We start from the raw sequence: 24,488 nt of genomic DNA, 5'->3' as shown, positions 1-24,488 counted from the left end.
TTGGGGACTAGATTATCGCTTAATTGCTAACTGCTGTTGTGATTCTTTACCTTCTGAATCTATGGTTCTAATAAAATAAGAACCAGCAGGCAGATCTTGAACTCCAATAAGGTAATTTCCAACATCTTGACTTGCATCTATACTTAAAGTCTTTATCAATCTACCGGTTATATCATATATGTATATCAATGTTAGATTTGTAGGTTCATCAAATGAAAGCGTAATACTTTCAGAAGCTGGATTAGGATAAACATTCATTGATTTTTCAATAGTCTTTGCTGTAGAAATAGCTTGTACAACATTAAATTTAACCGTCAACGATTGCCCTGTTTCACCAGAGGCACCAGCATTTGTGTAAGGTGTAGCCTTTAGTGTATAAGATCCAATTGGAAAATTAGCAGGTATGAACTGTCCATCGAAATCACCATACAGAGCATAAGGTGCATTTGTTTCTACCCATGTTCTTGATAATGCTCCCGACAACTCGAATTTTACGCTACCAACAATACTAGGGTATGTATTAGCCCTAATATTAACATCATTGGCATCACTAATATTCATATTATTCTCAATATTGAATATCTCAAGTTGGTTTACCGCATTTATTAAGGTAAAACTGACCACTTTATCTACTTCTGTTATATCAATTGCCGTAACCGTTATACCGTTTACCGCCGTGGCACCGTCGTCATCGATCAAGGTAAGGGTTACATTATAACTGCCTCCCGTTACATAGGTATGCGAAGGGTCTTGCTCGTTGGACGTATCGCCATCGCCAAAGTTCCATGAATAATCCACTATGCTACCATCATTATCAGAAGAACCGGCACTGGAAAAATTCAATTTAAAAGGTTCGGTACCGTCAACATCGCCCGTTAATGAAACTAACGGTGCTACATTGGCAGGTGGTCCGCTTACTACAGAGAAATTCACCGTTTCACTCATACCAGAAGAGGTCGTCGTAACCAAGGTATAGTTACCAACAGGGAACACTTTGCCCTGAATATCGACCCCGATATCACCGAACAACGAATACGGTGCGGATGGACCTTCTGATTTAGTCTGGTTCAAAGGACCGCTCAACCTGAACGAAACATTGCCTGGGTTGAGATCTGCATTATAGATGATGCCCAATGGCGTATTACCGATATCCGACTTGGTTATCTGTAGACCATCGGTCAACGCATACAACTCACTGTCATCGTCGGCATTCAATATAAACAAGGTTGAATTATCGACCGGCGCACTTACTGTAATATTTACACTATCCATATCTTCAGCCCCATCATTATCTGTTACCGTAAGGGTTATTATAAAGTTGCCTACAGTGGCGTAAGTATGTGAAGGATTCATCTCGGTAGAGGTTGATCCATCACCAAAATCCCATTCGTACAAGCTTATAAAACCATCATCATCATTGGAACCTGAACTTGAAAATTCAACTATCAATGGTGCCGTACCACTACTAGGCGATGCACTTGCCATCGCACTAGGCAATTGGTTGACCGTAGGGTCTATTGCCGTAACCGTTATACCGTTTACCGCCGTGGCACCGTCGTCATCGGTCAAGGTAAGGGTTACATTATAGCTCCCTCCCGTTACATAGGTATGCGAAGGGTCTTGCTCGTTGGACGTATCGCCATCGCCAAAGTTCCATGAATAATCCACTATGCTACCATCATTATCAGAAGAACCGGCACTGGAAAAATTCAATTTAAAAGGTTCGGTACCGTCAACATCGCCCGTTAATGAAACTAACGGTGCTACATTGGCAGGTGGTCCGCTTACTACAGAGAAATTCACCGTTTCACTCATACCAGAAGAGGTCGTCGTAACCAAGGTATAGTTACCAACAGGGAACACTTTGCCCTGAATATCGACCCCGATATCACCGAACAACGAATACGGTGCGGATGGACCTTCTGATTTAGTCTGGTTCAAAGGACCGCTCAACCTGAACGAAACATTGCCTGGGTTGAGATCTGCATTATAGATGATGCCCAATGGCGTATTACCGATATCCGACTTGGTTATCTGTAGACCATCGGTCAACGCATACAACTCACTGTCATCGTCGGCATTCAATATATATAGTGTTGCATCGGTAATCGGTGTATTGCCAACGGTAATGGAATTGATCGAGCTATTAGAACAACCATTCTCATCTGTATAAGTATATGTTATTATGTATTCACCAACTCCAATAGAAGGATCAAAAGTATTGGAATTTACTCCGTCAACAGTATACTCTCCACCTAGCGGACTTCCTCCGGTTAAAATAAATGGACTATCGGATAAAAGAACATTACTAAAAGGCTCTAACGTTACAATTGGGAGTTCAGGCTCATTTAAAGTTATAGACAAGTTTTCGGAACAGCCGTTAGAATCAGTTATAGTAACATTATAAGTATCAGCCCCAAGGCCAATTGCCGTTGCTGTATTTAAATTATTATCGTGGCTCCAATTATATGTAATAGAACCTTCAAAACCTACCGTATTTATGGTAATAGAACCATCGTTATCACTACAACTACTTGGATTAATAGCTTCGCTTACATTTACCTCGAAATTAACACATAAAGGATTTTCATCGATAAACTGAAAATCTATGGTCTTTGTTGTACCCAAATCACCACTCAAACCAGTATTTGAATATGGTGTAGCTGTGAGACTATAGCTTCCAACAGGGAATAATTCACCAACATAGTCACCGGTTGAAGCATTATCTCCAAACAATGAAAAAGGTGTTACACTTTCTGATTGATTTTTGCTTTTACTACCGCTCAGTAATAACTGAACACTACCAACGTCTATTGTAGCATTTACCCGAATGGCTAAATTTATATTTTCATATGAAGTTGAATTTATTAACAAACCATCCGTCAAAGTCATGATATCTTGATCTGTGTCTGCATTTACCAAAGTAAAATCGACAATAGATAATACATCAGCATAATTATTCTCAATAACTACATTAAAACTACATGTCTGTTTATTTCCGTCTTCATCAGTTGCTTCAAAAGTATTTACTGTTGTTCCTACAGGAAATAAAGAGCCACTTGTAAATCCAGAAATCTGATGCAAAATGACACTCGAACAATTATCTTCCGCAAAAGGAGAAGCATATTCAACTACTGCATTAACTATACCCTCGTCTACCTGAACAATTATATCTTCTGGGCAATTTATCAATGGGCTTTCTGTATCTAAGACAACAATATCAAAACTGCAAGAAGTACTATTACCTGATAAATCTGTTACTGTATAGACTTCTGTGCTCGTACCTATTGGAAAAAACGCTCCATTACCTAACCCTTCTGTAAGTACAGTTATGGCGCCAGGTACATTATCAGTCCCTACCGGTAAGGTATAATTGACTACAGCTCCACATTGACCAGCTTCATTGGATATACTAATGTCATTTGGACATGAAATTTCTGGATTTTCATTATCATCTTGCACGGTTACTATAACCGTCCATATCTTTTCGGTACCATCCTGAGCCGTTACCGTATAATTTAATGGATTAGTAAAATCTCTTTCTACTCCAGAATTTGGGTTTATACTTGCTTCTGCCGAAACACCAATAACCGGTGTAAGAGTAGATACATCTGTTCCTGCAACTACAGTTAGTAATACAGCATTAGCTGAGTCATCAATAATACCTGATCCCTCTTGACCTATAACCGAAAAAGATGTTATATCATTCTGAACAGACGCCGTAAAATTAACCGTTATTGACTGTATGCAAGAAGTAAAGTTTCCTACCTCGTCAAAGGCTTTCCATTCAATTTGAGTTGTTCCAACAGGGAAAGCATCTTCAATATCAAGACCATCGTTTCGAGTACTAGTTAAAACTACATTTTGGCCTGAGCAAGAATCGAATACTATTGAAGAAATAATGTCTATTACAATAGGGTTTCCATTTAAGCTGGTAGTACTAATATTAATTGGACAATCTAAATTTGGTCCAACCTCATCGTTTACCGTAATGGTTTGTATACAAGGTTGGGATATATTGCCCGATTCATCTGTTGCTGTCCAAACAATAGTAGTTTCACCTAGAGAAAATGGTTCTGTTAGAGGCAAAGAATCACTTCTTAAACCTTCATAAGTAATTGTATTACTTATATCCATTGCCGATGGATCACTTATGCTTAAAATCGCCCCACATAGGTCTACATCTGTTGATACTACGGCATCAATAGGGCACGTAATTATTGGAGCTACACTATCTGCTACAGTTACTATTTGCGTTACCTCGACAGCCATATTGCCTGCTGCATCCGAAACATTATATGTAATTAAGTAATCGCCAATTGTATTAACGTCTACAAAATCACCACCAACCATTATTTCACCTGTCAAATCTTGATCTACTTCATCAAAAGCACTAGCCCCTAAATTATTGTATGGAGAACCCAGTTCTACCAAAAGAGGATCATCATCCAATAAGGTAATTATTGGTGAAGTATTATCTTGTAAGGTGATGTTAAAATTAACTATATCCTTAGCTTCTGTATTTATAAACTCTGCATGCGTAGGGTCTGCTACAACCACAACAATAGTATTATCTCCTTCTACTATCCCATCCAATTCAGTTAAGTCCCAAAATTCTTGTCCAATCTGTGAAGCTGTTGATATTCTCGTAGCAGAATCGATATTATTAATATCTAAAGGATTAACAAACAAATGATAATGCTCAGTAAGTTCATATAAAACATCGGTTCCAGTCCATTCTAATCGAACGTTCGTTGAATTTAGTTCTGAAGATTGTAGTGGTAAATCTATTGCAACTTCGGGACCAGATACATTAACTATAATTTCATCATTTCCTGTTTCAGAATCGCTATCAATTGCTGTTGCAGTTAAAGTTTGTACCCCTGGAGTAACGAACTGCGCTGTTATATTAGAACCAATCCCATTTAATGGTGTAGTTGTAAATCTTGTGTCATTAGAGTTCCAGTTAATTAGATTCGAAATATCGCCATCTTCTATATCTATTGCAGTACCTAACAAGTCTACATCCATACCTCTTATTACCGAAAGTTCGTTTGATGGCGAAACAATACTAACTAATGGAGGGGTATTGACAGCCTCTGAAACTAAACAAATACTAAAACCTTTTATTGAAGGATTTTGAGTTCCTTGAATAAAATCAATATTCATGATACCATCTAAAACTTCAACTGTAAAAGTTTCAACTTTGGCAATATTAACACCACCTGAAGCTACAGAAGGTCTATAATCGTCTAATACCAAACCGCCTTCTATTTCAACATCAAAAACTCTAGGGTTATTAGCTTCGCCTGTCCAGTTTTCATTAAATAATAAATTAACTTCATAAATTCCATTTGCAGGAAACTCCCAATTCATTAAACTTCCTCCCTCAATATGTCTTTCTGTTTGAAAAATAGCATCAGGGTAACCTGTAACATTAGAAACCAAAGCTGCATTTGATCCAAAAGTTTTATCTATTGCTCCTTTGTAATATGGAGATGGAGTTCCAACAACAGCTGTACCACCGACGTCTGCATTAGATTGATCTGCTTCAAATTCCCTTCCTGTTTGCCCAATAATAGGACCTCCAGCGTTTATACGAAAAGCCACGTTACAGGAAGCAATCTGCGATTGAGAAATTATAAAATTTTTGAGATTTGCACCAGAGTTAAACTCTAATCTAATAGTCTGTAAACCAGATTTAGTAAATTCAACAGATGTTGAATATGATGTATAAGTTTGCCATGCGGTCTTCAAAATATCAAACGAACCAATAGCTGAAAAATCTATACCGTTCTCCTCTAATATGGTTACTGTGGTTACGCCATTACTTCCTTTCGCTGCTAAAAATTCAATATCATAAATTCCAGAAGATGGCACGTTGATTAAATAATCTACAAAATCATCTGCATCAATATAGCCTACATTTTGTGCTGAATTATCCTCGATAGCAACTGTGAATGGCGCTATTGGAGCACTATCTGACGCCCCTTTGTACCATGGCAATGGATTAGTAAATGTCTTAGCCAGAATATTTCCTGGAACAGGTTGAGCTATATCAATATTAAATGATTGAGAGATAGATTGATTAACCCCATCATCTGTAACAACTTCTGCCAAATATGAACGACCATCACCAGAAACAGTATTCCAATTTAATGTATAATTACCATTTCCATTATCTGTCAAGGAGTATTTACTTTCAGGTACAATGGTGGTTGGTAAAAAAGGATTATTGGTTCCTCCATTACTTTTATCATATATAATTATACTCGTATTATACACCTCATTATCATCATTTATGATGATATTAGTTTGTGCCAGCAACCCTTCTGAAACCTTTATATCTTCGATAGTTTCAATACTAGGCGGTAAATCTATACCCGACGGAAACACAGTTATTGTAAATTCTGCAGTTACAGGAGAACTAACTCCATCTGTAATAATCGCATTTACTTGGTATTCTCCTAACTCTGTTGCCAAAATTGTACCTTCCAATTGATTATTAGAGGGATTATAAATTAAAGATGAGGGTAGATTATTAAATATTATACTAAGCTCATCATTATCTTGAACGCTAAGAAGTTCTGTAACTTCCTCGCCTACTTCAAACTGAAGGTTGTTCAAGTTCGCAATAGGATGTACATTGGTTTGTGACGTTGCAGTTACACAAAGTCCTGATATTTTTCCATTATCAACAGACGCTGGGCCAACCTGCACATTTAAACTACCATCAGTAACCTCTACATAATAAGTTCTTACAATAGCTGTTTGATTAGTAAGAATACCATCTTTTATTGGATCCACTAAATCATATTCGTCTAGTATGTTATTATTCTCAAGAAATACATCAAAAACTCTTCCCCCAGGAGTAGCATGATATACCTCTGCAAAATAAAGATCAACTTGATAATAACCATTCGGAACAGGAATCTCATAATCGAGAGGGGGATTTAAATTATCCTTTCCTCCATAAATTTCTTTTTGAAACAAACTCTTCTCTTCTGTAGATGTAGTTCCGTTAATTTCTCCATTATATCCTAAATACGTTTTACCATTAGTACGCATAAATGCTTCGCCTATTGGTGACTCTACAACCGGGTCTCCAATAAAATCACGCCCAAATGCAGTTAAATTTTCGTTACCGCTAGCAATGCATAATTGAAATATAGAATTTTCAATAAAAGTCGCACTAATTGAAGAAGTAGCCTGAACATCAATAAATTCATATGAAGTTACAGCACCAACTGACTCTCCATTAACCACTACATCTTCTATTTCAAACCCAGGGTCGGGAGTTATCGTAAATACAATATTATCGCCTTGATTTATAGTAGTACTAGAAGGAGAAATAGTTCCATTGAGGCCAGAATTAGTTGTTACGGCATAGGTGTTAATAATCTCATTAGATATTACAACAATACGTTCTAATGTTACTGCCTGATTGTTAGAACTATCGACAACTTTATAAGTAATGACATACTCACCTTCAATAGTTGTATCCACGACATCACCACCAATAATAATATTCTCACTAATATCACCATCGACATTATCGACCGCGCTAGCCCCTTGCTCGATATAAATATCGCCAGTTAATAAATTGATAATCTGATCACCTAATAAAGTAATTACCGGAGGTGTAACATCTATAACACCAACGGTAACTGTAGATCCGGTAACACCTGAAAGTATATTAACGCCACCAAATGTGACCTTTGACGGAAGACCTGTAAATTCTATATTTGTTGACCCTACCGCAATAGCAATAAATTCTATTTCAAGGAAGTCAAAATCTGAATCAGGAAAAGATGAAAAAGTACCTGCAACATAATCTATTACACCTATACTATTATCAAAACCAGCACCTACAAGCGGAACTGGTAGAGGATTTGATTCTGGTACATTAACACTTGACACCTGTAATATGCTTGGATCAAAACTCATATGAATTTCCGTTCCATCTACATTTTGATCGGTCTGTACAGCTACAGTTATTACAAATGTATCATCAGCTGTAACCGAAAGAGCTGAAGGGTCTGTAGAAATCTGTACTTGACCTTGCAATGATAAATTAAAGCAAAATAGGAAAAACAAAAAAGCTAATAATCTATTTTCCAATTGAACGGAACGAACTAATTGCAATGGATTAAGACTTCCAATACGTTTGTTTAAAAATCTATGCATAACGTGGAGAATTAAAAGTGAATAAAGAACTACTTATTAAAAATATTAGGGAGTCTTTTTTTTCTGCGGAGAGATAAATTGCGCCAGCATAATATGTATGCTTCAAATAAAAAAGAAATAAAATGAGAGTGCGCTTAGAATTTTCCAAAGAACTAAGAAATAGCCCAGGAATTCTCAATTGGTAATTTTTGGTCATTTGAAATAGGTTTGGTTAAATAACAACCAAAGCACTATACAGGTTAATTTATTATCGTAAGTGGGGTACGAAATAAATAACTTTTCTGAAGGGGGAAATTAAGGCTTAGAAAACCAAAATCTCAAAAAATATATTCTAAGCAAGAATATGTATTTATGTTAAGACTCAAACATTATCAAATACTATTAACGATAAACGTATAATTTATTCGATATAATACACAACATAGAAAATTAACTTAAAACATATAAACGGCTGCATTAGATTCAATTACATCAGTTTTAATGAAAAATAAATTCTTAGAAGTGAATAAAAAAGGTCCGCTTCCCAAAAGCGGACCTTTAAAAAAGTACAAACAACCTAATTAACCTATGCGTTAATTTTTGAATCAGTTTTTTTTGATTCATCCATATTTACGGAAAAACTTAGGTTGGGTTCAGTTGTAAGTGTTAAAAAAACAAGCCGTTTATCGTATTATATTTCTAAAATTATTCATTAATTGAAAAAACATCTTAATTAATTTTTCCCCTCTACCCCATCAAAAAAAGCATGATATTTTTTAAAATCGGCTTCTTTATCTTCTGTTGGGATAAGAGGTTCTGATAATTTAATTTCTTTTTTGCCATAGTCAAACGCAACTAGTACAATAGGTACATTAGCAGTTTTAGCTATATAGTAGAATCCTGTTTTCCATTTTTCTACTTTCTTTCGTGTGCCTTCAGGAGAAAGTGCCAGCCTAAACTTTTTTCTTTCACTGAATATGGCTGCTGTAGCTTTTACAGTATCATTGGTTTTGGTACGATCTATAGGTGCTCCACCTGTCCAACGAAAAAACCAACCAAAAGGAGGCTTGAACAAACTCTTTTTGCCAATAAAGTTTATTTCTTCTTGCCATACGGCACGAATTAACAATCCTAAAAGAAAATCCCACCAACTGGTATGTGGCACTACAATAGCTACAAACTTATCTAGATGTGAAGGGAATTCACCATTAAGTTTCCACCCTAGCATTTTAAAATATATAAATTTTGCTATTTGCTGCATAAGACTAAGATGTAGGCTATGATAATAATTAACCTACTGATTAAATAAATGAAATAAACTATATTTTTTGATAAATAGCCTTAAGCTTTTCAGAAGTAATGATTGATTTCCATTCTTCCCCTAACGCATTTTCCCATAAAGGTTCCATACCCATAGCAACAGAAATCATAGTATCCATTTCTGCTTTTGTCAATTTTGAGCATACCTGTTTTGGTAATACTATATTATGCTTCTCAAGCATTTTGTTGAACACCTCCACTCCTTCTGGATAAAACTCTTCTAAGTATTGAAAAACAAGACAATTACCTATTCCGTGCTTTACACCTAAAACGTAACCCAAACCATAACTCATAGCATGTGCTACGCCAACTTGTGAATATGCAATACTCATACCACCATGCCAAGATGCCATCATCAGCTTCTCTCTACTTTCCGATTCTTCTATATCTTCTAAAAATACTTCTTTACAAAGTTCTAATGATTTCTCGCCATAACTTTGACTAAAAGCATTTAGAAATGTTCCGTTCAAAGATTCTACACAATGTATATAACAATCCATACCTGTATAAAACCATTGTTCTTTTGATACACCCTTAGTTAACTCTGGATCTAATAAAACCTGATCAAAAGTGGTATAATCTGAATTTATACCCAGTTTCTTTTCTGGACCCATTAACACCGTAGTTCTAGATACTTCTGCACCGGTTCCACTTATTGTGGGTATACCTACATGGTAAATTGATTGCTTATTCACCAAATCCCACCCTTGATATTCTGATGCACTACCTTTATTGGTTAGCATAATAGCCACTGCTTTTGCTAAATCTAATAACGTACCACCACCAATACCTATAATACCCGATGGCAATTCTGTAAACTTTTCCTGTATCATTTTAACAAGAGCATCCACTTGTTCTGTTTTGGGCTCTTCTTCTGCAGAAATCAATATAATTTGATCACAAAAAATGCTTGGCACCCTACTTATAAGTTCAGTATTCTCAAAAACATCATCTACCAAATAAATCATTGGTGCTTCTGAATGCTTTCTTTTAGGCATTAAAATATCGCCTAGGGTATTAAAACTTCCTTTTCCATAAACTACTCTTGGCACCATTGGAAAATTTCTAAACTCCTCCGATGCTTTTGTTGGTATTTTCTTCAATGTCAATTGTTTATTCACGTCCATCTCCATTACACATATTCCAAAATATCCGTTAGTGTAGAAATTGTCATATATCCCTTATTCTCTATTGGTCCTTTTACCTCTTCGTGTTCCCATGTAGTATGAAAGGGTACATGTATGGCACGCGCACCTAATTCTACCAATGGTAAAACGTCTGATTTCAGAGAATTACCTATCATTAAAAACTCACTTGGTGCTATTTGCAAATGCTCTAAAAGATCGCTGTAATTCTTTTCCTTTTTATCGCTCAATACTTCTACATGATGAAAATATTCCGATAATCCCGATCGTTCCAGTTTTCGTTCTTGATCTAAAAGATCTCCTTTTGTCAGGACAATTAATCGATATTTATCTTTTAAGCTTTTTAAAACATCTTCTACTCCATCCAATAATTCTACGGGCTGGGTAATCATATCTTTTCCCAAATCTAATAGTGCACTTATGGTTTTGGATGAAACTTGATTATTAGAAAGTTCTAAAGCACATTCTACCATAGAAAGCACAAAGCCCTTTATACCGTATCCGTATAAATCTAAATTCTTTATTTCCGTTCTAAAAAGTTCTTGATCTATCTTATTCTTGGTTTCATACTTCTCCAATAAATTAGCGAACTTATCTTCTGTATCTCTAAAGTAAGTCTCATTTACCCACAGGGTATCATCAGCATCAAAACCTATTACATTAATTCCGTCAAAATTTATTTCCATGCTGCTTGAGCTTTCTTTAAGTCTTCAGGAGTATCAATTTCTATGCCCTGAACATTCGTTTCTACCATTTTAATTTTTTTGCCATATTCCAAATAACGAATGGCTTCGATTTTCTCCGTTGCTTCCAATTGCAACATTGGTAACCTTTGAAAATCCATTAAAGCGCTTTTTCTAAAAGCATATATACCTTTATGCTTATAATATATGGTGCTTTCACTTTTTGCTCTAGGATAAGGTATAGGTGACCTTGAAAAATACAGTGCAAAATCTCTGTTATCCACTATTACCTTTACCGTATTCGGATTATTGATTTCTTCCTCATCTGTAATTTTCACCATTAGAGAAGCTAAATCAATTTCTTTATGAATATCATCTTCAAAAACCTTCATCACCCCTTCTAAACTTTCCCTATCAGTAAAGGGCTCATCGCCTTGCACATTTACGATAATATCGACATCCATCTGCATAACGGCCTCAGCAATACGATCACTACCACAATCGTGCTCTTTTTTACTCATAATCGCCAAACCACCTGCTTTAACGATAGTTTCATAGATTAACTCACTATCTGTAACCACGTATACTTCATCAAACAATTTGGTATGTACCGCAGCTTGATATGTTCTTAAAATGACCGGTTTACCAGCTAAATCTTGCATTAGCTTCGCAGGAAATCTTGATGCCGCATAACGGGCAGGTATCATTGCTATTTTCTTCAACTACTTTTATTTTATGTTTTTGCCTTTGGCCTTAAGCTTCTGTATATCCTAAAAATGACAACCAAAATGATTATGACCAAAACCGCTGCTAAGATAGGTGCAAATATCGACGCGACCGATACTACAGCTGCAGTACCTGTTTCTACTGTGGTAATCAGCGGATTCGCCAAACCACCTGTTGTGGCAGTAGATGCCAATCTTCCTGTTGCCCCTGCTCCTTTAATCGCCGTAGCTGTACCGCCACCAGCTATAATAGCCAATGACCACGTTATTACTGGATCTAAATCTGCAACTGTTGAAACCATAACCGCTGTACCTGCAATTGCCGCCAAGGGTACTGCAATACTATCTAACAAATTATCGAACCAAGGGATGAAATAGGCGAATATCTCTAATAATGTAGCTACACCTAAAGTTAGCACAGCTACCAAACTTCCTATCCATTGCCAATTATCATTTAATTCCCATACTCCAAAATAGGAAGCCAAACTCAAAGCAAATAAGGGTAGAAATACCCTAAAACCCACAGATGCGGCTAATCCTATTCCTAAAAAAATACTTAAAACCGTATCTGTTGTCATATCCTATATACTATTTGCGAAATTTTTTGTTGTATCAATAAATACTAAAATAACCTTTTCTTAATCAAGAAAAAAATCATCTTTAAAACCAATAAGATACAACTTGCTCTTTGCTCTGGTTACCGCGGTATACAACCAACGCAAGTATTCTTTATCTATCCCATTAGGCAAATATGGTTGCTCAACAAAAACGGTATTCCATTGTCCCCCTTGAGATTTATGACAGGTTATGGCGTACGAGAACTTTACTTGCAACCCATTGAAGTACTTGTTATTCTTAACCCCTAAAAATTTCTTGTACTTAGAACTCTCATGGGCAAAGTCTTTCATGACTTCTTGATACAACCTATTACCATCTTCATAAGACAACGACGGAGATTCTGCCGTTATGGTATCTAACAATAATACGGTTTCAAATGGAGGCATATTAGGGTAATCTACCATCTTCACTTTAACCTCGGCAAACTTAAACGTAAAAATCTCCTTGATATCGAATATTTCTAGAATCTCTATAATATCTCCGTTTGCAATAAAACCAGCTTCTGTGCTTGGCTTTAACCAATAATAGTTATTCTTAACCACCATCATAAAATCGCCTACGGCAATATCATTCTCTAAAAATAATATGCGTTCTCGAATATTCTGATTGTAAAGATTTGCACGTTTATTAGAGCGTACAATAAATGCCGTTTCCTCTTTTCCGTTTTCAGAGTATGAACTGTCAATGGCTTCTTGAATTTCATTACCATCTATTAAGCGTACTATATCAGTGAACGGATCTACATCAAATTTAAAATCTTCAAAGAATTCACTTTGTAATTGTTCCCTTAATAAGGTAGCATTTGCTAAAATTCCTGAATCGCCTGCTTGCCTAACTACTTCATTCAATTCTAAACGAACCACTTCTTTATTATAATTAAGTGAAAGTTTATCGCCATCCAAAGCTGGACTCAATACTAAATGAACCGGTGGTAATTGCGCAGTGTCTCCTATTAGCAACAACTTACATTTGTGACCAGAGTATACGAACATCATTAGGTCATCTAATAACGAACCGTTTTCAAATAATTTAGAATCTGCAGCCGTATCTGGTATCATAGAAGCTTCATCAACTATAAATAAAGTATCCCTATGTTTATTAGGTGCCAAAACAAACTGTACTCCACCTCCACTTTGTTTCTTCGGAAAATATATTTTTCTATGGATGGTAAATGCCTGTGTTTTTGAATAATTTGACATCACTTTTGCCGCTCTCCCAGTAGGTGCCATGAGCACAGCTTTCTTTTGAACCTTCCATAAACTGTTAACTAAAGTGCCTATTAAAGTAGTTTTACCGGTACCTGCGTAACCTTTTAACAAAAAAACTTCATCCTTAACCGTTGAAAGTGTAAACTCAGCCAATTTTTGCAAAGCCACTGATTGTGTGGCAGTTGGTGTGTGAGGAAATTTGGTTTCTAGTATACTATAGAATGATGCGGGTGTAGTTGGTTTCATGTGCCTTCAAAGATAAAGATGATTTTTAGCCTAAAAACTTTTACGATTAAAAAAAAATTGTAGATTTGTGAAGACCACTAAATAAAAATAACAATTACGAAATGAAGACCATAATACAAATTGTACTTTGGATTGGATGTATCGCTTTAGGATACTTTATTTACAACTCCATTACTGGACCAATCAAATTTAAAGAAGTAAAAATAGAGCGTTATTCGCAGGTTATCGCCAAATTGAAAGACATTAAAAACTCTCAAGAGGCTTACAAAACAGTGAATGGCAAATACGCAAACGACTTCAATAGTCTTATTCGTTTTATCGACACTGGTAAATATGTTATTACCCAGCAGAGAGATTCTTCTTTCATGGAGTTTGACAAAGCATACGGTATTGATATGTTGAAAGAAATGAAAATCATTGATACATTAGGAACTGTTTCTGTAAAAGATTCACTTTTTAAATCTGATGGTAGATACAAAAGCTTGATGGATGTACCTACAGCAGCAAATGGTGAAAAGTTTACAATGAAAGCTGGATTTGTAGAAAAAAGTGGATATAAAGCCCCTGTTTTTGAGGCAAAAGTTGATAAAGAAGTTGTTCTTTACGATCAGCCAAAAGATTTATTATCTCGTGAAAAAGCAGCCTTAAGTGTAGAAGAAGTAAATGGACCAACTATTTATGTAGGTTCTTTAGATGAAGTTAGCACAAGCGGTAACTGGCCTTCCATATATGACAAAAAAGTTAAAAAATAGTAGCTTAAATATAGCGGATAAAAATTTTAAAAAATTGTCCATTCAGGTTAGCTTGAATGGACTTTCTTTTTGTGTAGCAGATACTGTTTCGCAAAAATTGTTGATTTCTGACAGAATCGATTTTTCTGATGAAAAAAACCCGATGACCGCTAAAGATGAATTGGAAAAGCTTTTTCAGAAGCATGATATAGAAAACATGCAGTTTGATGAAGTAGTTGCTGTTCATAGAAATACACTTTTTGGTCTGGTGCCAAAATCATTATTCAACCCTAATCATTTAAATGAATACCTTAAATTCAATACCAAGGTATTAGCAAATGATGTTTTAGCTTATGACGAGGTAGAAAATCATGATTTGGTAAATGTGTATGTACCCTATGTGAACATTAACAATTACATCTACGATCTTTTTGGCGAGTTCGATTTTATGCATAATGGCACGGTGTTATTACAATCTTTGCTAAACAACCAAACACAGAATCAAGAAATTACATGTTTTGTACATGTAAACAAAGAGCAACTAGATATTACCGTTCTAAACCAACGTAAACTTCTTCTGTACAACAGCTTTAAATATCAAACAAAAGAAGACTTTGTCTACTACCTATTATTCGTAATCGAGCAATTAGAATTAGACCCAAAGACCGTAGTTGTAAAACTATTTGGAGATATTGAAGAAGATGACGAAACTTTTCAACTTTGCTATACGTATATTCAACATATCAGTATTTTTGAACCATCAGCAGCTCAACTATTAAAACTTGGAGAACCTTCAACAGGCTCAATAGATTTCACCCTCATTAATACTATATAATGCGCATCATATCAGGAAAACATAAAGGTCGTCATTTAATCGCCCCTAAAAAACTACCTGTTAGACCTACAAAAGATATGGCTAAAGAAAGCTTGTTCAATATTTTGAACAATAGCTACTATTTTCCAGACCTTAAAGTTCTTGACCTTTTTGCAGGTACCGGTAATATTAGCTACGAATTCTCTTCTAGAGGTGTTGATGATGTACTTGCCATTGATGCACACTCTGGCTGCATACAATTTATTGACAAAACAGTTGAATTGCTAGACATGAATATTCGCACTTTAAAAAGTGATGTGTTTAGTTTTCTTCAAAGAAATACAGAGAAATTCGATATCATATTCGCTGATCCCTTCTACGATATGGAATTAGCTGATTTTGAAAAATTGCCCAAACTCGTTTTTGAAAATGACCTTCTCTTGGAAGATGGTGTATTAATCATTGAACATTCTAACCGTACCAGTTTAGCAGAATTTCCACACTATAAAAATTCTAGAAAATACGGCGGAAGTGTTTTTAGCTTTTTTGAGAATTAATTTTTTAAAAGAACGTTTTTAATTCTTAAAAAGTAAAGAATCTTAACTACACTCAAGGTTGTTTCCATTAGGTAAATTTTACACTTACCATTTCAATAAAAAAGCAGGCCATAAGCCGGATTCTGTATTCTGAAAAAAATCAGAATTCCTTATCATTTATCTAGGCAATGAGTTACCCCAGAGCTCTAACCGCCTACCCTTCGGCTTGAGCGTGCAGCCCTCAAACACCGATTTACATGACGTTTCACCGTATAGAGTTTACCTGGTTTCACTACAGCCGAACTGTACTTGCTTTCTGTTGCACTTGTCCTCACATCTCTGCGGACGGGCGTTACCCGCTATACTGCACTATGGTGTCCAGACTTTCCTCTCCCAATTACTTGGCAGCGATAAGGTGGCCTGCTGAGCGCAAATGTACTGCAATTGTTGATAACTAAGGATGATCTCTTTTCTTTATTCTCGTTAGAATTAATGGCTATAATTATATTTGTATAAGTTTAATTAGAGATAGAATTTTGGAACCATTTATTGTATCGGCTAGAAAGTATAGACCCCAGACATTTAAAGATGTTGTGGGCCAACAGTCTATAACCAATACACTACAAAATGCAATAGACCAAAATCACCTAGCACAAGCTTTATTATTCTGTGGACCCAGAGGTGTTGGTAAAACTACTTGCGCACGTATTTTGGCAAAACAGATAAATTCTGATGGTACCGAAAAGGAAAATGAAGATTTTGCCTTCAATATTTTTGAACTTGATGCTGCCTCTAACAACTCTGTAGACGATATTCGTAATCTTATCGATCAAGTACGTATACCACCGCAAGTAGGTAAATACAAGGTTTATATCATTGATGAGGTGCACATGTTGTCCCAATCTGCTTTCAACGCATTTCTAAAAACTTTAGAAGAGCCACCAAAGCATGCTATTTTTATTTTGGCAACAACAGAAAAGCACAAAATCATACCTACTATTCTTTCTAGATGTCAAATTTTCGATTTCAAAAGAATTACCGTTAAAGATGCTGCCGAGTATTTAAAATATATTGCTGAAAACCAAGGTGTAAATGCTGAGGATGATGCACTACATATCATTGCCCAAAAGGCAGATGGTGCTATGCGTGATGCCTTATCTATATTTGATAGAGTAGTCAGTTTTTCCGGTTCAGAGCTTACTCGTAAAGCAGTTACCGAAAATTTAAATGTCTTAGATTACGATACTTATTTTGAAGCTACAGATTTAATCTTAGAGCATAATATACCTGGTTTACTTATATTATTCAATAAGACATTATCCCTTGGTTTTGACGGACACCACTTCATATCTGGACTAGCATCTCATTTCAGGGATTTAATGGTATGCCAGCATCCTGATACCATTAACTTACTTGAAGTTGGCGAAGCAGCACAACAATTATATAGAGATCAAAGTAAAAAGACTGCTCCCTCATTTTTATTACAAGGTTTAGAAATTTCAAACGACTGTGATTTAAAGTATAAAACAAGTAAAAATCAACGCTTACTTGTTGAGCTTACCCTTATGAAACTTGCCTCTATCAATTTTGATGGAGAAAAAAAAAATCCTGAATCCGTAGCTCTTAACAATAAGACTATTGATTTCATTGCCCCTTCCGCATTTTACAACCAAGCTCCAAAAACACCTAACAAAGAATCTGAGGTTAAGCCTGTAAGCGGTAATCAACCGGCAGTTACCCAAACCAATATTCCTAAAGAAACAAATGTTGTCAACAAGACTTCTGAAACTACGATAGAAGATAAAAAACCTGTAGCAGCTGTTGAGACACAAGTAGCACCGATAAAAACTAAAGAACCTCAACAAAATACTGAAAAATCAACGTCAGCGGAAACCAGTACTGATGTTAAAAAACCAATTATTAATCGGCCTACCAAAAGGGTTTCTGGACTTTCAATTTCTAGCTTAAACGCCAAAAAACAACACGAACTGAACAAGATTGAGGTTGTTATTGACGAAAACAACTTACCTAAAGAACCTTTTACTGAAGAAGAACTTCGTAAACATTGGGCAGATTTTATAGAGATCATCGATAAGAAAGGTCAAAAAATCCTTGCTTCTAACTTACATTCAGATATTCCTAAACTAAAAGAGGGCTTCGCTATTCATTTAGAGCTTCCAAACAGTACAATGAAAAAGGAAATAGAACGTGAACAGTTCGAATTGATGGAGTATTTACGTGCTAAACTAAATAACCATTTCGTTCATTTAGTCATTGAAGTCAATGAAACTACAGCAACTAAATTTGCTTTTACACCCGAAGAGAAATACGAGAAACTAAGAGAGAAAAATCCAGTGATTGATTTATTGAGACAAGAATTCGATTTGTTCTTATAGCTTTCTCTTAATTCTAAAAGCAAAGACTAAAAGAACTATTGAAATTATCAGAAGTCCAAAAGCCTCTCGCCCTAATTCTACAGTAACGATATCTCCATCATTTAAATCGAATCCTTGAAAATCTGAAGGATAAAGGTAAACGAAGCCAATAAAAGCAAATATTCCTAATATCAACGGTACTGTATAGCCTATTTTATTTAATGCGAACAACAAAGACATTAAAGCCGCAATGCCATATATGATAATCCAATGTAACGAGTCTGGATCATTGTATTGTAAAATAGCGCCAACAGAAAATAACATGGCAAAAACGTAGCCTAAGATCTTAAATAATAGATTCATTTGAGTTTAGTTTAATAAGTGATCTTCAATAAGATCACGCACTTGTACTGCACTAATTCTCTGATCGTTATCGCCAGTTAAATGGTTACTAATGAAGATAGGAAAATCTTCTTCTTCTTCAGTTAAACGACCGTGTGACCCTTTAATTAGAGTTGCATCAATTGGGATGATATCCATGACGGTTCTAAAACCCATCTTCTTTTTTAGTAGCTTGCCAACTACTTTGGCCATTACCAATTTATCTTTTGGGTCTGTCATCATTTCTACCGGATCGTAGCCTGGTTTTTTATGAATATCTACCATTCTTGCATAGTCCGGTGCCTTTGCATCATTTAGCCAGAAGTAATAGGTGAACCAAGAATCTTTATCAGCTACCACCACTATATCGCCACAGCGTTCATGATCTATGTGATATGTTTTTAAATCTTCTCCGTAAAGTACTTTTTCTACACCTTCGACAGCTTTAATCAATGCAACTACCCGTTCAATATCTTGGATATTCTTGCAATACACATGTGCAATTTGATGGTCTGCAACGGCAAATACATCACTTGCCCCTGCATCTAAAAGTTCCAATCCTCTTTCTTCACGTACAGCTATCAAACCTTCTTTACGTAATACGCGATTAAGATGAATGGGTCTGTTTACATTTGTAATTCCGTATTCAGAAAGCAGTATCACTCTGGTATCAAATGCTTCATAATGTTGCACTAATTGTTTTACTACAGCGTCTATTTCATTTAAATCTTTGGATATGATATTAAAATCAAGTCCATATCGTTGTAAATTATAATCTAAATGCGGTAGATAAATAAAGGTTAGATCTGGATTATGCTCTTTATCCGTCAATAAAGCAGCATCTGCAATCCACTTTGATGAATTGATAGTTGTTTTAGGTCCCCAAAACTCAAACAATGGAAAAGTACCTAATGCTTTTTGCATATCGTCACGCAACTGTGCGGGATGAGAATACACATCTGGAATTTTTCTGCCATCTGCCAAATAATTTGGTCTTGGCGTTAGGCTATAGTCAACATTACTATACATATTGTACCACCAAAAATGATTGGCACAAGTAAAATCAGGATGTTGCTCTTTAATATCATCCCAAATTTTTGGCTGCTCCACCAATTTGTTAGATTGTCGCCAGAATTTGACTTCGCATTCATCTTTAAAATACCAGCCATTACCAACAATACCATGTTCTGATGGCCATTTACCGGTAACATAGGTAGATTGTACGGCACAGGTAACACCTGGCAGTACAGGTTCTATATATGATGATTGACCTTTTTCTAAAAATGATTTTATAAACGGAGTGTGTTCACCTATCAATCGCTTCGTTAATCCTACTACATTTATGACTACCGTTTTCTTCATATTACATATGTGATTTAAACCACTCTATTTCGCGAATTATGGATACTGATAAATCTTGTTTTAAATCTGTAGGAAGCATATCCCAAGTATAAGTTTCTATTTCTAAATGTTCAGATATAGGATCAATCCTTAGATACTCCATCGTTTTTAGAATATGGTCTTGTGTTGAAAACAACTCGCCGTATTTTTCCAAGAAAATAGGAACGTGATAATGCGCACGTAGTTCTTTATGATTTCTCTCCCCTTCTAAAACTAAAGGCAAATCACTATACGTTTTTACTTTGCCATCGATTTTCTCTGTTACTTGATGTAAATAAGTTGGCTCATTAAATTGGGATAATTCTTCCCAAATACGTTCATCATTGGTTCCATTAAAAAGAATTTTCAATGCGGCACTTACTTGAATTTTTCCTACCCTAATATTGTTTGCCTTGAGCTTTGCAAATGTATCCGTTGGCTCTTCATAAGCTAGTGAGAAATGGCAAACGTCATAACAAACCGTGATGTACTTTTTAATTAATGCTTCTGCTGCATCGGGATTTAATCCTAATTCCTGCTTAAAATATGCAATCCCCAAAGGCACTAGATAATCGGAATAAAACATCAATACCTCATCACTATTTTCCAGTAATCCGTCTGGTTCTGGTTCAATATCTAGATGTAAATAGGTTTCTGTAGTTTGTTCAATTTCAAATAATTGTTTGGCAACTTCGAGCATGTTTTTAGCACCAACTTGAAATGTGTTTTGTGTTTCGCTTTCTGTTTTATGCCAATATTTATAGGTAATGGGTGAAGTTGAAATTCCGCCATTCATTCCTTCAGGGATTAACACCGACAATTGACGGAACAATCTCTTTGTATACTTTAAACGGTCACTAGTAGTCCAATCTGGAGCATGCACCATATCTTTTACACGTTCATCGTGAAAATTCCCATAAGGAAATCCGTTCATGGTAAATACATAAAGATTATTGTCGTGTAACCAACTTTTAAAATGAGACATGTTATCACCTAAATCAAGCTCCTCACTCGCTTTATTAGATAAGCGCAGCCCCAAACCAAAAGGTTGTTCTTTTGAAACTTCTTGCTTTATACCCGGTACATGGCTTTTAATACTCTCAAAAGTACTTTTCCAATCTTGCCCAGGGTGAATGTTAGTACAGTAGGTTAAATGAAAGTTATCTCGTAGCTGCATTGAACTTAATTTAATGCGAATTGATGATTCAATTTTGTAATCGCCTGTGCCATTAGCATCATATCAATGGTATGAACATCATGCTTGACTCCCAAGTCAGAAATTAGAGTAATTGTTAACTGCCCACCCAAATGCTCTCTAAACTCTTCTATACCATCTAATAAAGACTGAATTTCTTCTTCACTTTCAACAGGAAGCGATAGATCAAAACCTATAGCAATCATTACATCTAATATGTACTGTAAATCTTCTTCGGAAATTAAACCTATTAATTGTGCGTAGGTGACGTCTAATGCAATACCTTTTGCTACAGCTTCTCCATGTCTCAATTCATAATTGGTCATGAATTCCATCTTGTGAGCAGCCCAATGTCCAAAATCTAACGGTCTTGATGATCCTGATTCAAATGGGTCACCACCTTGGGCAATATGGTGCATGTGCATTTCTGCACACTTATAAATGACATATTGCATAGGTTCCATTTCCCTATTTTTCAAAGCCGTGGCATTATCCGCTATATATTTAAAGAAGGTCTTATCCTTAATTAATGCTACTTTTATAGCTTCGGATATACCGGAAATCCAATCTCGTTGTTCTAGAGTTTCCAAAAAATTGCTATCGTTAATAATGGCAAATGGCGGAGCAAATGTCCCTAAGAAATTCTTCTTCTTAAATGCATTTACACTGTTCTTTACACCAACGGCAGAATCGTTCTGAGATAAAACCGTAGTAGGTATTCTGATCAACTTTACTCCCCTATGTGCAATAGCTGCAGCATAGCCAACCATATCTATCACCGCACCACCTCCGATAACTACAACGAATGAATGGCGACAAATTTTATTTTGGTTGACTCCTTTTAAAACGGATTCAATGGCATCATCACTGTTCTTTACCTGCTCGCCACCCGGTAAAACTAAAGTATTAGTATACTTTATAGTTTGCTGATGCTTTTCGCAATATTTTTCAATCTGATTTATTAATGTAGGATGATGGTTTTCAACTCCGTCATCCAATACAAAAAGAAGCTTAACAGGCTCAAAATCTTTATAGTCTGCAATTAAGTTTGCGAACAAAAGGTTTTCTAAATCAAAGAGTCCCGAAGTAAAATACAATTGATAATCATATTGTACTTGAAAAGACTGTTTTATAGGTTGTAATTGCATACGAATTTTATGTTACTGCAAATAATTTAGACAAAAGCATTGAAATCGGTAATAGTAATAAAACCGCTAATGCCAAATACCAATTAGAAAAACCGGCTACCCAACAAGCATTCATTACGACTAACGACAAAACACCTCCCATAACCGCTTTCTTAATATTCTTAGGGGAATTCTCCTTGTATGCTTGTAATAATGGCTTATAAATCAAATACCCGAATAAAAATAAGAACGGCAATAAGACCATGATACTGTCTTTCTGTTGCATTACAATTAACGTAATAGATAGTATAACTATTGCATACAAAATACCAGCCCAAACTATATGCTTTTTATTGTTACCATGTACTTCTCCTCTACTTATTAATGTAATGGCAAAAATATAAACTACCGGCACCATTGTTATATACCAATTTGAGAGAGTTCCTAAGATTGACATTCCCATTAAAAGGTTCAATCCTCGGCATATACCCATATTCAAAGGCCCGGCGAAACCGAATTGCTTGAAATACCCGTCATAGGTTAAAATTGCAATGGTCAAGGCAACTGAAATGAGTCCGGATAACATAGTACATTTAAATGCCAAAGTAATACCAATCAACATTAGTATAGTTCCAAAATAAATAGCTTCACGTTTAGGTACCAGTCCGCTAGGTATAGCCCTTTCCGGTCTTTCAACAGCATCTAACGCTGCATCGAAAACATCATTAAAAACAACTCCGCCAGCATACAATGCTACCGAAGAAAAGACCAATAAAAGTACGTCACCACTTTGCTCGGTTAGAAAACCGAGTACGTCTATGGTACTTAAATATAATGCAATGGCAATACCTGCCAATATATCCGCTGCTGCAGTTGGCAAATTTGCAGGTCTTGCTAAACGAGCAAAACCCATTAATTTATCTTTCATTTTAGGTAATTTGGTCTTCGTCTATTCTTGGTTTCTGACCTCTTAAAACACTATTATCATTAAATAGTTGGGATTGGTTAATGCTATCTGGCTGTAACCAATGTGCTTCTTTCATTTTACCGTTTTTACTAAACGCATCTAAAGCATTTTGGTAACAAGTCTTTCTTACATCTTCCATAGAAATACCTCTTTTCAGCATTAAATTAGCTGTTTTTGGTACTGCAAGAGGGTCACTAACGCCCCAATCTGCAGAGCTATCTACGATAATGTTAGAACTTCCAAATTTTCTAACTACTTCTACCATACGTTCATTACCCATTTTTGTTTTTGGATAAATTGTAAATGCAGCAATAAATCCGCGGTCAAGAACTTCTTTTACCGTTTCTTCATTATTATGGTCAATAATTACATTGGCAGGATCTAAACCATGCTCCAAACATACTTCCATACTTTTTATGGTTCCTGCTTTTTTATCTCGGTGCGGTGTATGTACTTGTACAGTCATATCCAATTCTTTAGCCATATCAAGTTGCATTCTAAAGAACTTATCTTCTGCAGGAGTTTGATCATCGTAACCTATTTCACCAATAGCAACTACATTCTCTTTATGTAGGTATAAAGGCAATAATTCAATTACCTGCTCTGCCAAGGCTTCATTGTTGGCTTCCTTAGAATTTAAACCAATAGTACAGTAATGTTTAATTCCGAATTGGCTAGCCCTAAAAGGCTCCCAACCTACCAGGCTACTAAAGTAATCTTGAAAAGAACCAACTTGAGTTCTTGGCTGACCAAGCCAAAATGAAGGTTCTATTACCGCCACAACACCCGCAGCCGCCATTGCTTCATAATCATCTGTTGTTCTTGACGTCATGTGAACATGTGGGTCAATAATCATCATTTTATCTTCCAT

The 24,488-nt window shown here is 35.7% G+C and carries 17 protein-coding genes and 1 other RNA gene; 4 read left to right on the top strand and 14 right to left on the bottom strand.

Going from position 1 to position 24,488, the window contains the following annotated elements; translation table 11 throughout:
- Positions 1-12: 12 nt before the first annotated feature.
- The 7 genes from ACJJVP_RS11550 to ACJJVP_RS11520 form a co-directional block, all read right to left on the bottom strand.
- The gene (locus tag ACJJVP_RS11550) at positions 13-8,187 is read right to left on the bottom strand and encodes a PKD domain-containing protein (RefSeq protein ID WP_405413814.1); all 8,175 of its coding nucleotides are present in this window, start codon (positions 8,185-8,187) and stop codon (positions 13-15) included.
- 712 nt (positions 8,188-8,899) lie between these two features.
- Positions 8,900-9,427: a 1-acyl-sn-glycerol-3-phosphate acyltransferase gene (locus ACJJVP_RS11545; protein ID WP_405413812.1), complete on the bottom strand. Its 528-nt coding sequence runs from the start codon at positions 9,425-9,427 to the stop codon at positions 8,900-8,902.
- Between the two features lie 58 nt (positions 9,428-9,485).
- A complete protein-coding gene (locus ACJJVP_RS11540; protein ID WP_405413810.1) occupies positions 9,486-10,613 on the bottom strand; it encodes an iron-containing alcohol dehydrogenase family protein in 1,128 nt (375 codons plus the stop codon).
- 5 nt (positions 10,614-10,618) lie between these two features.
- On the bottom strand, positions 10,619-11,317 hold the full coding sequence (locus ACJJVP_RS11535) for an HAD family hydrolase (RefSeq protein ID WP_405413808.1): 699 nt from the start codon (positions 11,315-11,317) through the stop codon (positions 10,619-10,621).
- The gene (kdsB, locus tag ACJJVP_RS11530) at positions 11,308-12,021 is read right to left on the bottom strand and encodes a 3-deoxy-manno-octulosonate cytidylyltransferase (protein WP_405416179.1); all 714 of its coding nucleotides are present in this window, start codon (positions 12,019-12,021) and stop codon (positions 11,308-11,310) included. The genes ACJJVP_RS11535 and kdsB overlap by 10 nt, the downstream gene beginning before the upstream one ends.
- Positions 12,022-12,047: 26 nt before the next feature.
- Positions 12,048-12,617, bottom strand: a complete 570-nt coding sequence (locus ACJJVP_RS11525; RefSeq protein ID WP_036155695.1) for a DUF4126 domain-containing protein — start codon at positions 12,615-12,617, stop codon at positions 12,048-12,050.
- A gap of 60 nt (positions 12,618-12,677) precedes the next feature.
- The gene (locus ACJJVP_RS11520; RefSeq protein ID WP_405413806.1) at positions 12,678-14,111 is read right to left on the bottom strand and encodes an ATP-dependent RecD-like DNA helicase; all 1,434 of its coding nucleotides are present in this window, start codon (positions 14,109-14,111) and stop codon (positions 12,678-12,680) included.
- A gap of 101 nt (positions 14,112-14,212) precedes the next feature.
- Here ACJJVP_RS11520 and ACJJVP_RS11515 point away from each other — a divergent pair, with 101 nt between their 5' ends.
- The 3 genes from ACJJVP_RS11515 to ACJJVP_RS11505 are packed head-to-tail and all read left to right on the top strand — an operon-like array spanning position 14,213 to position 16,213.
- Complete coding sequence (locus ACJJVP_RS11515) at positions 14,213-14,863, top strand: hypothetical protein (RefSeq protein ID WP_405413805.1); 651 nt, start codon at positions 14,213-14,215, stop codon at positions 14,861-14,863.
- Positions 14,841-15,677 (top strand): DUF3822 family protein, encoded by an 837-nt coding sequence (locus ACJJVP_RS11510; RefSeq protein ID WP_405413804.1) that lies wholly within the window; start codon positions 14,841-14,843, stop codon positions 15,675-15,677. The genes ACJJVP_RS11515 and ACJJVP_RS11510 overlap by 23 nt, the downstream gene beginning before the upstream one ends.
- On the top strand, positions 15,677-16,213 hold the full coding sequence (locus ACJJVP_RS11505) for an RsmD family RNA methyltransferase (protein WP_405413803.1): 537 nt from the start codon (positions 15,677-15,679) through the stop codon (positions 16,211-16,213). The genes ACJJVP_RS11510 and ACJJVP_RS11505 overlap by 1 nt, the downstream gene beginning before the upstream one ends.
- Positions 16,214-16,309: 96 nt before the next feature.
- Here ACJJVP_RS11505 and rnpB read toward each other — a convergent pair.
- Positions 16,310-16,619: RNase P RNA component class A (rnpB, locus tag ACJJVP_RS11500), an RNA gene on the bottom strand.
- 109 nt (positions 16,620-16,728) lie between these two features.
- On the opposite strand from rnpB, the gene ACJJVP_RS11495 reads away from it, so the two are divergent.
- A complete protein-coding gene (locus ACJJVP_RS11495; RefSeq protein WP_405413802.1) occupies positions 16,729-18,588 on the top strand; it encodes a DNA polymerase III subunit gamma/tau in 1,860 nt (619 codons plus the stop codon).
- Here the strand turns inward: ACJJVP_RS11495 and ACJJVP_RS11490 are convergent.
- The 6 genes from ACJJVP_RS11490 to ACJJVP_RS11465 are packed head-to-tail and all read right to left on the bottom strand — an operon-like array spanning position 18,583 to position 24,488.
- Complete coding sequence (locus ACJJVP_RS11490; protein WP_405413800.1) at positions 18,583-18,930, bottom strand: transmembrane 220 family protein; 348 nt, start codon at positions 18,928-18,930, stop codon at positions 18,583-18,585. The genes ACJJVP_RS11495 and ACJJVP_RS11490 overlap by 6 nt on opposite strands.
- A gap of 6 nt (positions 18,931-18,936) precedes the next feature.
- On the bottom strand, positions 18,937-20,310 hold the full coding sequence (locus ACJJVP_RS11485; RefSeq protein ID WP_405413799.1) for an alkaline phosphatase family protein: 1,374 nt from the start codon (positions 20,308-20,310) through the stop codon (positions 18,937-18,939).
- Between the two features lies 1 nt (position 20,311).
- Positions 20,312-21,505, bottom strand: coding sequence for a metabolite traffic protein EboE (gene eboE, locus ACJJVP_RS11480; RefSeq protein WP_405413798.1), 1,194 nt, complete (start codon positions 21,503-21,505; stop codon positions 20,312-20,314).
- A gap of 5 nt (positions 21,506-21,510) precedes the next feature.
- Entirely contained in the window at positions 21,511-22,671 is a 1,161-nt protein-coding gene (locus ACJJVP_RS11475; protein ID WP_036155713.1) for a 3-dehydroquinate synthase, read from the bottom strand.
- 7 nt (positions 22,672-22,678) lie between these two features.
- The gene (eboC, locus tag ACJJVP_RS11470) at positions 22,679-23,578 is read right to left on the bottom strand and encodes a UbiA-like protein EboC (RefSeq protein WP_405413797.1); all 900 of its coding nucleotides are present in this window, start codon (positions 23,576-23,578) and stop codon (positions 22,679-22,681) included.
- A gap of 1 nt (position 23,579) precedes the next feature.
- Entirely contained in the window at positions 23,580-24,488 is a 909-nt protein-coding gene (locus ACJJVP_RS11465; RefSeq protein WP_084684702.1) for a TatD family hydrolase, read from the bottom strand.

It is taken from the genome of Maribacter sp. Asnod1-A12 (assembly GCF_045063735.1).
GTDB lineage: Bacteria > Bacteroidota > Bacteroidia > Flavobacteriales > Flavobacteriaceae > Maribacter.
Note: the sequence above shows the minus strand (reverse complement) of the source record. Positions and strands in the feature narration are given on the sequence as shown.

Bases quoted from the DNA above. Each gene is read 5' to 3' on its own strand.
- ACJJVP_RS11550 (WP_405413814.1), bottom strand. From the start codon at position 8,187: ATGCATAGATTTTTAAACAAACGTATTGGAAGTCTTAATCCATTGCAA.
- ACJJVP_RS11545 (WP_405413812.1), bottom strand. From the start codon at position 9,427: ATGCAGCAAATAGCAAAATTTATATATTTTAAAATGCTAGGGTGGAAA.
- ACJJVP_RS11540 (WP_405413810.1), bottom strand. From the start codon at position 10,613: ATGGACGTGAATAAACAATTGACATTGAAGAAAATACCAACAAAAGCA.
- ACJJVP_RS11535 (WP_405413808.1), bottom strand. From the start codon at position 11,317: ATGGAAATAAATTTTGACGGAATTAATGTAATAGGTTTTGATGCTGAT.
- kdsB (WP_405416179.1), bottom strand. From the start codon at position 12,021: ATGATACCTGCCCGTTATGCGGCATCAAGATTTCCTGCGAAGCTAATG.
- ACJJVP_RS11525 (WP_036155695.1), bottom strand. From the start codon at position 12,617: ATGACAACAGATACGGTTTTAAGTATTTTTTTAGGAATAGGATTAGCC.
- ACJJVP_RS11520 (WP_405413806.1), bottom strand. From the start codon at position 14,111: ATGAAACCAACTACACCCGCATCATTCTATAGTATACTAGAAACCAAA.
- ACJJVP_RS11515 (WP_405413805.1), top strand. From the start codon at position 14,213: ATGAAGACCATAATACAAATTGTACTTTGGATTGGATGTATCGCTTTA.
- ACJJVP_RS11510 (WP_405413804.1), top strand. From the start codon at position 14,841: ATGACAAAAAAGTTAAAAAATAGTAGCTTAAATATAGCGGATAAAAAT.
- ACJJVP_RS11505 (WP_405413803.1), top strand. From the start codon at position 15,677: ATGCGCATCATATCAGGAAAACATAAAGGTCGTCATTTAATCGCCCCT.
- ACJJVP_RS11490 (WP_405413800.1), bottom strand. From the start codon at position 18,930: ATGAATCTATTATTTAAGATCTTAGGCTACGTTTTTGCCATGTTATTT.
- ACJJVP_RS11485 (WP_405413799.1), bottom strand. From the start codon at position 20,310: ATGAAGAAAACGGTAGTCATAAATGTAGTAGGATTAACGAAGCGATTG.
- eboE (WP_405413798.1), bottom strand. From the start codon at position 21,505: ATGCAGCTACGAGATAACTTTCATTTAACCTACTGTACTAACATTCAC.
- ACJJVP_RS11475 (WP_036155713.1), bottom strand. From the start codon at position 22,671: ATGCAATTACAACCTATAAAACAGTCTTTTCAAGTACAATATGATTAT.
- eboC (WP_405413797.1), bottom strand. From the start codon at position 23,578: ATGAAAGATAAATTAATGGGTTTTGCTCGTTTAGCAAGACCTGCAAAT.
- ACJJVP_RS11465 (WP_084684702.1), bottom strand. From the start codon at position 24,488: ATGGAAGATAAAATGATGATTATTGACCCACATGTTCACATGACGTCA.